This is a genomic window from Pseudomonas sp. 2VD (genome assembly GCF_005503585.1).
GTDB classification, from domain to species: Bacteria; Pseudomonadota; Gammaproteobacteria; order Pseudomonadales; family Pseudomonadaceae; genus Pseudomonas; species Pseudomonas aeruginosa.
The window spans coordinates 1-10,413 of record NZ_SCND01000219.1 but is presented as its reverse complement, the minus strand read 5'-3'; the positions used below and the strand labels follow the sequence as shown (position 1 = coordinate 10,413).

The following is a 10,413-nucleotide window of genomic DNA, read 5'->3' as shown; positions in this document are numbered from 1 at the left end:
CAGCAGCCCGGGCACCAGCGCCCACAACCCGCCCCGCTCGCCGAGCGCCGCATAGCCGAGGAGGAACAGCCCGGACAGGCAGGCCAGCAGGCTGCCGGCCCGCAGCAGCGGCTGCGGGCCGTGGCGGCGCACCAGGCGCGCGCTGCACCAGGTGGCGAGCATCACGCCGAGGATGTTCAGGCCGAAGAACCAGCCGAAGCGCTCCGCGCGCACGCCGAAATGCTCGATGAACACGAAGGGCGCGGCGCTGATGTAGGCGAACATCCCGGCGAACGCCAGCCCCATGCACAGCACGTAGCCCAGCGCGCGACGGTCGCCGAGCAGCCGCCCATAGGCGAGAAAGGCCTGGGCCAGGCTGCCGCCGCGGCGCTCCGGCGGGTGGCTTTCGGCGACCCGCCAGACCGCCAGCAGGCAGAGCCCGGCGAACAGCGCCAGGACCACGAACAACGCGCGCCAGCCGGCCCAGAGCATCAGGTAGCCGCCGAGCAGCGGCGCGGCCAGCGGTGCCAGCATGGTCACCATGTGCATCAATGCCAGCATCCGGGCGGCCTCGCCCAACGGATAGAGGTCGCGCACCATGGCCCGCGCCAGCACCGACGCGGCGCCGCCGCCGAGGGCCTGGAGCACCCTCAGCAGGACCAGTTGCCCCGCGCTGTCGGCCAGCGCGCAGGCCAGGCTGCTGAACAGGTACAAGGCGATACCGGCCAGCAGCACCGGGCGCCGGCCGAAACGGTCGGACAAGGGGCCGTAGAACAGCATGCCGACGCAGAAGCCGACCAGGAAGCCGCTGATGCTCCGCTGCACCTGGGCATCGCTGGCGCCGAGATCGGCGGCGATCGCCGGCAGGCTCGGCAAATACATGTCGATCGACAGCGGGCCGAACGCCACCAGCGCCGACAACAGCAGCAACAGGCGTCGTTCGCCGCTTCCGAGCTGAATCCTCGATGCACTCGCAGGCACGTTCGCCCTCCTCTTCTTCGCCTTTCGGTCCAGACGACACCGCCGTGCACGCGGATGCAAGTTCGCCGTCCGGGAAATCCCCACGACGCGACCTCGTTCACCCTGGCAGCGCACGGGGCCTGGCTCCTTTCACGGGCCGACAACGTTAACAGATTAACCAAATGCGCAGAAGGCGAAAGATTCCAGGTCGGTTTCGCTCTCCAGCGCCGTACCCTCCATGATCGGCAAGCATGGAAAGGGACAGAAGCTAGCGAAGCTTCCAGGAGGATCGCCAATACTTCATTAACAAGTTAACAATATGCTAAAACTCACCGTGCAATCGGCGTCACCCATACCTACAAGAACAACAACCAAGGGAAGAATCGATGATCACGGCATGCCCCCGCCCGTGCGCCTGGCGCAGCTATGCGCTTGGCCTCGGCCTCCTGCCCCTCGCCGCGCAAGCGGAATTCCTCGCGGACAGCAGCGCCCACCTCGACCTCCGCAACTTCTACCAGTTGCGCGACTACCGCCAACACGATGCGCCCCAATCGCAGGCCGGCAACTGGTCGCAGGGCTTCGTCCTGCGCCTGCAATCCGGTTTCACCGACGGTCCGCTCGGCTTCGGCCTGGACGCTACCGGGCTGCTCGGCGTCAAGCTCGACTCGGGACGCGGGCGTAGCAACGATGGCACGCTGCCGTTCGGAGCGAATTCGAAGGAGCCGGTGGACGACTACAGTCACCTCGGCCTGACCGCCAAGCTGCGCTATTCGCAGACCCATCTACAGGTCGGCATCCTCATGCCGCAACTGCCGGTGGCGTTTCGCGACGACGTGCGCCTGTTGCCGCAGACCTTCGACGGCGCGCTGCTGACCTCCAGCGAGATCGAGGGTCTCACCCTCACCGCGGGGCAATTGTGGAAGTCGCGCACCCGCGAGTCGGCCGGCAGCGACGACATGTACATCATGGGCCGCGACAAGGCCCACGCCAGCGACGAGTTCAATCTCGCCGGCGCGACCTACGCCTTCACCCCTCGGCTCAGCGCCAGCTATTACTACGGCCAGCTCAAGGACATCTACCAGCAGCACTATCTCGGCCTGCTGCACACCCTGCCGCTGGGCGAAGGGCTGTCGCTGCGCAGCGACCTACGCTACTTCGACAGCGGCGAAGACGGCGCGGCGATCTCCGGGCCGGTGGACAATCGCAACCTCAACGCCATGCTCACCCTGCGCGCCGGCGCCCACGCCTTCGGCATCGGTGTCCAGAAGATGATCGGCAACGACGCCTTTCCGGTGCTCAACGGCTACACCACGCCCTACGTGGCCAACCTGATGGCCTACCAGCCCTTCACCCGACCGCAGGAGAAATCCTGGCAACTGCGCTACGACTACGACTTCGCCGGCCTCGGCCTGCCCGGCCTGAACCTCATGACCCGCTATGTACAGGGCCGCGACATCGACCGCGGCGCCGGCCGCGCCGACGACAGCGAATGGGAGCGCAACACCGACCTGTCCTACGTGATCCAGAGCGGACCGCTGAAGAGCGTCGCCTTGAAATGGCGCAACATCACCTACCGCAGCCGCTACGGTGCGGACCTGGACGAGAACCGCTTCATCGTCAATTACACGCTGAAGCTCTGGTGAAGCGCGGCCCCTTGGGGCCGCAGGCACCTCAATCCTCGAGTCGCAGTTGCAAATGCTGCTTCTTGCCCAGGCTCAGGCGCAGCCCGTCGACCTCGCCCGCCAGCGGCGCGTCCGGATCGCTGACCGGCGTGCCGTCCAGGCGCAGGCCGCCGCCGGCGGCGAGGCGGCGGACCGCGCTGCGGGAGGGCTGGATCGCGTGTTCCAGCAGCAGGTCGGTCAGCGACAGTCCCTGCGCCAGGCGCGCGCGGGATAGCTTCATCACCGGCAAGCCGCTGTCCCGCGTACCGTCGGCGAACACCCCGCGCGCGGCATCGGCGGCGGATCGCGCGGCGTGCTCGCCGTGCGCCAGGGCGGTGGCGACATTGGCCAGGACCACCTTCGCTTCGTTCAGCTCGGCGCCCTGCAAGGCGCCCAGGCGGCGCACCTCATCCATCGGCAGTTCGCTGAACAGGGCGAGGAAGCGACCGACGTCGCGATCGTCGCAGTTGCGCCAGAACTGCCAGAAGTCGAACGGCGCCAGGCGCTCGGCGTTGAGCCATACCGCACCCTGCGCCGACTTGCCCATCTTGCGCCCGTCGCTGGTGGCCAGCAGCGGCATGGTCAGGCCGAACAGTTGGGCGCCGCCCTGGCGTCGCGACAGCTCCACGCCGTTGATGATGTTCGCCCACTGGTCGGCGCCGCCGAGTTGCAGGGTGCAGCCGCGCCGGCGCGACAGTTCGACGAAGTCGTAGGCCTGCAGCAGGGTGTAGCCGAACTCGAGGAACGACAGCGAATGCTCGCGGTCCAGGCGCTGCCTGATGGCGTCGAAGGTCAGCAGGCGGTTGATCGAGAAGTGCCGGCCGACCCGGTCGAGGAACTCCAGGTAGCCGACGCCGTCCAGCCATTCGGCGTTGTTCACCAGGCTGTCGTCGTGCAGTTCGACGTAGCGCGAGAAAACCCGAGCGATGCCGTCGATGTTGGCCTGGATCTGCGCCTCGGTGAGGATCGGCCGGCTCGAATCGCGGAAGCTCGGATCGCCGATCCGGGTGGTCGCGCCACCGATCAGCAGCAACGGGCGGTGCCCGGCCTTCTGTAGCCAGCGCATCAGCATCAGGCCCTGCAAGTGGCCGACGTGCAGGCTGTCGGCGGTGGCGTCAAAGCCCAGGTAGGCGGTTGCCGGACCGGCGGCCAGGTGCGCGGCGAGGCCGTCGCGGTCGGTGCACTGGTGGACGAAGCCACGCTCTTCGAGCAGGGCGATCAGGTCTTGCTGATGGGTCGGGACGGACACGGGTATCTCCTTTGGCACGGTGGATGCCCGAGGAGACAGGTTGGGAGGGAGTTCACCGGACCGCCGCCTCGGGCGGTTCGGGAATGCAGCGACGCATCTACCGCCTCAATGAGGGAGCAGATAGGCGTAATAGCGCTTGAAGGTCAGGGCTGCACGATTCATGCGCGGCACTCTACGCGCCTGTGTCGGGCTGTCAAGGCTGGAAAGCGCCTCGACACGAACCGAGGCACTTCCTCGCAACAGAAGCGCAGCCTGGGAAAGTTTACCCGCCAGTTATCCGCACAAATTTATGACGCCGGTTTCTCTACTTTGAAAAACAACGCCCGACCGGACGTGTACTTCAATAACTCGACCGGAAGAAACCTATCAGCAAGGCAGTTGAATTTTTTCCGAAAGCAATAATTCGATACTTTTCTGGATTGGCGCATCATCTCGTAAAAATAGCGAACCGCTTCCCAGCACCCACGAATATCAATGGATCAGCAATATCCAGATGCTTATCGCGGCATTCGAAAAAACATCGACCAGTTCCACTGACAAAATATCGGCGTCATTTGCCTAACATGGATATTCCAAGTTCACCCTATCAACTTCCCAGATTGACACTCTCGCCGGCAGATCAGTAATTTTCAGCGACCAGCCGGCAAAGTACTTTTCCAGAGCGGCTGGCAACCGATAGTCACTCTATCTTCGCAAACCGATGTTTATGCGAGAGGGCCGGCTATCGCTCAAAACTTGATTGATGAAGGAATAGCGCCATGCAACTCGCCACACTTCAGGAACTGAGCTTCGATGAAATCGACCAGGTATCGGGCGCCGGACTCTTCAGCTTCGTCGGCGATGCCATCGTCGATGTGGTCAAGGTGTCCAACGACCTGCTCAACACGTCGGTCATCTCTTCGGTCGGCAAGGTGTTCAACGCCGTCGGCCTGACCCCCATCCATCAACTGGCCGACACCCTCGGCTACGGCGTGTTCAAGGGCGTCGCCGCGGTCGGCGGCCTGCTCGGCGGCGACACCAGCCGCATCGATTACCACTACGACACCGAGTGGACCTGATCCCAGGACCTCGGCCCGCTCCCGTCGCGGAGCGGGCCTCCCCCGTCGCCGGAGACCCGGACGCCCCCGGCGGCGACCTAGGACCCGGCAACCGGGAAGGGGCGACCAGCGCCCCGATCAGGAGAACCGCCATGCACGACCTCATCCAGCACGCCGACGCCTTCGTCGGCGATCCCGACCAGGAATCCGGCGGCCTGTCGCGCCGCAGCTTCCTCGGCAAGAGTGCCACGCTCGGCGCGGTCGGCCTGGTGGCCGGCTGGACCCCGGCCTTCGTCATCCAGCCCGCCGAAGCCGCCGCCAGCAGCTGTCCGGCGCCGGCAGGCTTTCCGGCCGGCCTCGAACTTTATCGGCGGGCGTTCCGCAACTGGTCGGGGGAAATCGCCGCCGACGACCTCTGGAGCTGCGCCCCGCGCACCAACGAAGAGGTTCTCGCGGTGGTCAACTGGGCCTGGCAGAACGGCTTCAAGGTGCGCCCGCGCGGCATGGGTCACAACTGGTCCCCGCTGCTGCTGAAAGGCGGCGAGAACTGCGAGAGCCGCATCGTGCTGGTGGAAACCAGCCGTTACCTGACCCGCGTACGGATCGACACCCAGGGCGAGTTCGGCCTGTTCAGCGCGCAGACCGGCGTCACCATGGAAGCCCTGCTGAAACAGCTGGAGCGGGTCAAGCTCGGCTTCGTCGCCACGCCGGCGCCGGGCGACCTGACCCTCGGCGGTGTGCTCGCCATCGACGGCCACGGCACCGGCATCCCGGCGCAGGGCGAAAGCCGCCTGCCGGGGCAGAGCTACGGCTCCCTGAGCAACAGCATCGTGGCGTTGACCGCGGTGGTCTGGGACGGCGCCGCCGGACAATACGTGCTGAAGACCTTCCGCCGCGACGATCCGGCCTGCGCGCCGTTCCTCGTCCACCTCGGACGCGCCTTCATCGTCGAGGCGACCCTCCAGGCCGGGGTCAACAAGCGCATGCGCTGCCAGAGCTACGTGAACATCCCGGCGAGCGAGATGTTCGCCGCGGCCGGCAGCGGCGGAAGGACCTTCGACAGCTTCCTGCAAAAGAGCGGACGCGCCGAGGCCATCTGGTTCCCCTTCACCGACAAGCCCTGGCTGAAGGTCTGGACGCCGACCCCGCGCTGCCCGTTCGGTGCCCGCGCGGTCAACGGCCCGTTCAACTACCCCTTCTCCGACAACATTCCCAAGGCGCTGTCCGACCTGCTGGCGGCGATCAATACCGGCCACCCGGAACTCACCCCGCTGCTCGGCAAGCTGCAGTACGACCTGGTAGTGGGCGGCATGGCGCTGACCCTGGGCTACGACCTTTGGGGCTGGAGCAAGGACCTGCTGCTGTACATCAAGCCCAGCACCCTGCGCGTCACCGCCAACGGCTACGCGGTGCTGACCCGGCGTCGCGACGTGCAGCGGGTGATCAACGAGTTCTACCTGCAGTACCAGACGATGGTCGCCGCCTACCGCGCCAACGGCCACTACCCCATGAACGGCCCGGTGGAGATTCGCGTCAGCGGGCTCGACCAGCCCGGCGAGTCGATCGTTCCCGGCGCCCAGGTGCCCAGCCTGTCGGCGATCCGTCCGCGCCCCGACCAGCCGGAATGGGACACGGCGATCTGGCTGGACATCCTCAGCCTACCCGGCACTCCGCAGGCCAACGCCTTCTACCACGAGTTCGAGGCCTGGCTGTTCGACCACTTCAGCGGCGACTACGCCTCGCTGCGGGTGGAGTGGAGCAAGGGCTGGGGCTACAGCCCCGCCGCCGCCTGGGACGAGCCGACGGTGGTCGACCAGTTGGTGGCGCAGTCGCTACGCCAGGGCCTGGTCGCAGACAACGATTGGGACGCCGCGGCGCGCCAGTTGAACGAAGCCGATCCGCATCGGCTGTTCAGCTCGCCGCTGCTCGACCGGCTGATGCCATGAAATGCCGCTATGCGAGGCCGTACTGACTCGGACGAAGAGCGGTTCGCCGGAGCCGATATGAATGAGCCCTCGATACGGCGTTGACTTGTTCAACAGGTCTTATCGAGGTGTCGCACGAACCGGCCTTAATCATTCGCAAAGTTTACCCGGAGTGGCAAACCTTCATCCGCCGAATATTGAAACTCATTGTCAAACGAATTATCGAGCCCATGAAAAACCGCTAATCCTGGCAGTTCATCCCACTCTTTCGGATTAGTACCATCGAATGGCTTTCCAGACTCAGGGGAAGCCTAAAGGAGATATATGAAATGAAAGAACTCAATGACATTGAAGTCACCTGCGTTTCGGGTGGAACTCTTTCCGGCATGATCGTAGGCGCCGTCGACGGCGCCGCGACGGGCATGGCAATCGGCGGGAAATGGGGCGGTGCCGGCGGCTTCGGCTTCGGCGCTCTTTCCCAGTTGGTCGGCCTGGTCGTGCCAACCGCGATGGGCGCTATTGCCGGGGGCACGGTCGGTCTCTTCACCAATGCGGAAACGGCTGTCGGTTACTTGGGCCAATACCGGGAAAACTTCGGTCCCGGTGATGTAGGCCGCACCACCATCTAACTAGAAAAGTCGCACTCCGGCACTTCATGCGTTTGAACTTTCGCAAGGGTGTCGGAGTGTCATGCAAGTATTATTCGAATCCAGGATCCAGCCACCATGTTTCGCCAGGAAGCCCTCGACGCCCAGCATGCCGGCGGCCTGGGCGAGATCGTGCTGATCCGCCCGGTCTCCTTCACTTTTCTCACCCTGCTGGCCGCGGCGATGGCGCTGCTGGTGGTGGGCTTCTTCCTGTTCGGCAGCTACACCAAGCGCAGCACCGTCAGCGGCCAATTGGTTCCCGCCAGCGGCCAGGTCAAGGTGCACGCGCCGCAGGCCGGCATCGTGCTGCGCAAGTTCGTCCAGGAAGGCCAGGCGGTACGACGCGGCGAGCGCCTGATGGTGCTTTCCAGCGAACGCTACGGCAGCGATGCCGGGCCGGTGCAGGCCGGCATCAGCAGGCGCCTGGAACAACGCCGCGACTCCCTGCGCGACGAACTGGAAAAGCTTCGCCGCCTGCAAGACGACGAGCGCGACAGCCTGACCAGCAAGGTCGCCAGCCTGCAGCGCGAACTGACCACCCTCGCCGCCCAGACCGACAGCCAGCAACGCCTGCTGGCGCTGGCCAGCGACGCCGCCGCGCGCTACCAGGGGCTGATGGACAAGGGCTACATCTCCATGGACCAGTTGCAGCAGCGCCAGGCCGAACTCCTCGGCCAGCGCCAGACCCTGCAAGGCCTGGAGCGCGAACGCACGTCGCTGCGGCAGCAGTTGACCGAGCGCCGCAACGAACTCGCCGGGCTTTCCGCGCGCCAGGCCAACCAGCTCGCGGAAACCCGCCGCCAGCTCAGCGCGGTGGAGCAGGACCTGGCCGAAAGCGAAGCCAAGCGCACCTTGCTGGTCACCGCGCCGGAGAGCGGCATCGCCACCGCCGTGCTCGCCGAAGCCGGGCAGACCGTCGACAGCTCGCGTCCGCTGCTGAGCATCGTTCCCGCCGATACCCCGTTGCAGGCCGAACTCTACGCGCCGAGCAAGTCCATCGGTTTCATCCGGCCGGGCGACGCGGTGCTGATCCGCTACCAGGCCTATCCGTACCAGAAGTTCGGCCAGTACCACGGCAAGGTGCAGTCGATCTCCCGCGCCAGCGTCTCCTATGCCGAACTTTCCAGCATGGTCGGCGGCGTACCGGGGCTCGGCCAGGATGGCGAGCAGCTGTACCGGCTGCGGGTAACCCTCGACGACCAGGCGGTGACCGCCTACGGCCAGCCGCGTCCGCTGCAGAGCGGCATGCTGCTGGACGCCGACATCCTCCAGGACACCCGGCGCCTCTACGAATGGGTGCTGGAACCGCTCTACAGCCTGACCGGCAAACTCTAGGAACGACCCATGGCCTTTCTCGACGCTCTCGCCCTGCGCCTGGGCCGCCGCCTGCCGCTGGTGCTGCAGACCGAAGCCACCGAATGCGGCCTGGCCTGCCTGGCGATGATCGCCGGCTACCACGGCCACCATACCGGCCTGATGGAACTGCGCCGGCGCTTCTCCGTATCGCTCAAGGGCATCTCCCTCAAGCAACTGATCCAGACCGCCCACCGCCTCGGCCTGGGCACCCGCGCGGTGAAGCTCGACCTCGGCGACCTCGGCAAGCTCAAGCTGCCCTGCGTGCTGCACTGGAACTTCAACCACTTCGTCGTGCTCAAGGCGGTCGACGGGCGCGGCGCGGTGCTCCACGACCCCGCCCACGGCCAGCGCCGGCTGGGCCTGGAGGAAGTCTCGCGGAGCTTCACCGGGGTAGCCCTGGAACTCTGGCCGGAGAGCGGCTTCGAGAAACAGGAGGCGCCGCCGCGGATCAAGCTGCTGGGCATGCTCGGCAAGGTCACCGGGCTGTACCGCTCGCTGGCCCAGGTGCTGCTGCTCGCCGGCGCGCTGGAAGTGTTCTCGCTGATCAGTCCGTTCTTCCTGCAATGGACCATCGACAACGTCATCGTCAGCGAAGACCGTGACCTGCTCAGCACCCTGGCCATCGGCTTCGGCCTGTTGCTGCTGATGCAGCAGGCGGTCAGCGGGGTGCGCGCCTGGGTGATGATGCACATGAGCACCCTGCTCGGCGTGCAGTGGCAGGCCAACGTCTTCAGCCACCTGCTGCGGCTGCCCGCGCAGTATTTCGAGAAGCGCCACCTGGGCGACGTGGTGTCGCGCTTCGGCGCGGTGAACAGCATCCAGCAGACCCTCACCGCGGCCTTCCTCTCGGCGGTGCTGGACGGCCTGATGACCGTCGCCACCCTCGGCATGATGCTGCTCTACAGTCCGCCGCTGGCGGCCATCGCCATCGCCGCCATGAGCCTCTACGCCCTCGGCCGCTGGATCTGGTACCGGCCGTTGCGCAACGCCACCGAGGAGCAGATCGTCCACGCCGCGCGGCAGCAGAGCCACTTCCTCGAGACGGTGCGCGGCATCCGCCCGCTGAAGCTGTTCCAGCGCCAGGACGAGCGCCGCTCGGTATGGCTCGGCCTGCTGGTGGAACAGATCAACGCCGGCCTGCGTACGCAGAAGCTGCAACTGTTCTACCAGCAGCTCAACGGCCTGCTGTTCGGCGTGGAGAACCTGCTGGTGATCTGGCTCGGCGCGACCATGGTGATGGACGGCCAGTTCAGCGTCGGCATCCTGATGGCCTTCAACGCCTACAAGTCGCAGTTCGACAGCCGCGTCGGCAGCCTGATCGACAAGTTCTTCGAGCTGCGCATGCTCCAGTTGCAGGGCGAGCGCCTGGCCGACATCGTCCTCCAGGCCCCGGAGGTCAGCCACGGCGACATCCTCCCGGAGAACCTCCGCGAGCGCGAGGCGAGCATCGAGATCCAGGGCCTGCGCTACCGCTACGCGGAACAGGAGCCCTGGGTCCTCGACGGCCTCGACCTGCGCATCGCCGGCGGTGAGTCGGTGGCCATCGTCGGCCCCTCGGGCTGCGGCAAGAGCACCCTGCTCAACGACCTGCTGGGCATC

At 65.9% G+C, this 10,413-nt stretch carries 8 protein-coding genes; 6 read left to right on the top strand and 2 right to left on the bottom strand.

Annotated features, from left to right (window positions below):
• On the bottom strand, positions 1 to 960 hold a 960-nt coding region (locus tag FFS27_RS21270; RefSeq protein WP_137952192.1), incomplete at its 3' end, for a multidrug effflux MFS transporter.
• A gap of 365 nt (positions 961 to 1,325) precedes the next feature.
• Between FFS27_RS21270 and FFS27_RS21265 the strand changes: the two genes are divergently transcribed.
• The gene (locus tag FFS27_RS21265; protein ID WP_021265294.1) at positions 1,326 to 2,582 is read left to right on the top strand and encodes an OprD family porin; all 1,257 of its coding nucleotides are present in this window, start codon (positions 1,326 to 1,328) and stop codon (positions 2,580 to 2,582) included.
• A 28-nt stretch (positions 2,583 to 2,610) separates the two neighbouring features.
• Here the strand turns inward: FFS27_RS21265 and tyrS are convergent, their stop codons facing one another.
• A complete protein-coding gene (tyrS, locus tag FFS27_RS21260) occupies positions 2,611 to 3,849 on the bottom strand; it encodes a tyrosine--tRNA ligase (RefSeq protein WP_034013754.1) in 1,239 nt (412 codons plus the stop codon).
• Positions 3,850 to 4,607: 758 nt separating this feature from the next.
• Here tyrS and FFS27_RS21250 point away from each other — a divergent pair.
• The 5 genes from FFS27_RS21250 to FFS27_RS21230 all read left to right on the top strand — a co-directional run.
• Positions 4,608 to 4,907 carry a hypothetical protein gene (locus FFS27_RS21250; RefSeq protein ID WP_003093477.1) on the top strand — a complete coding sequence of 100 codons (300 nt, stop codon included), beginning with the start codon at positions 4,608 to 4,610 and terminating at the stop codon, positions 4,905 to 4,907.
• A 131-nt stretch (positions 4,908 to 5,038) separates the two neighbouring features.
• Positions 5,039 to 6,832: a cholesterol oxidase substrate-binding domain-containing protein gene (locus FFS27_RS21245; RefSeq protein WP_034013755.1), complete on the top strand. Its 1,794-nt coding sequence runs from the start codon at positions 5,039 to 5,041 to the stop codon at positions 6,830 to 6,832.
• A gap of 308 nt (positions 6,833 to 7,140) precedes the next feature.
• Positions 7,141 to 7,440 (top strand): DUF5862 family protein, encoded by a 300-nt coding sequence (locus FFS27_RS21240; protein WP_003111247.1) that lies wholly within the window; start codon positions 7,141 to 7,143, stop codon positions 7,438 to 7,440.
• Between the two features lie 96 nt (positions 7,441 to 7,536).
• Positions 7,537 to 8,793, top strand: a complete 1,257-nt coding sequence (locus FFS27_RS21235; protein WP_003093492.1) for an HlyD family secretion protein — start codon at positions 7,537 to 7,539, stop codon at positions 8,791 to 8,793.
• A gap of 9 nt (positions 8,794 to 8,802) precedes the next feature.
• Positions 8,803 to 10,413, top strand: a 1,611-nt coding sequence (locus tag FFS27_RS21230; protein ID WP_137952191.1) for a peptidase domain-containing ABC transporter, incomplete at its 3' end; no start/stop codon positions are given.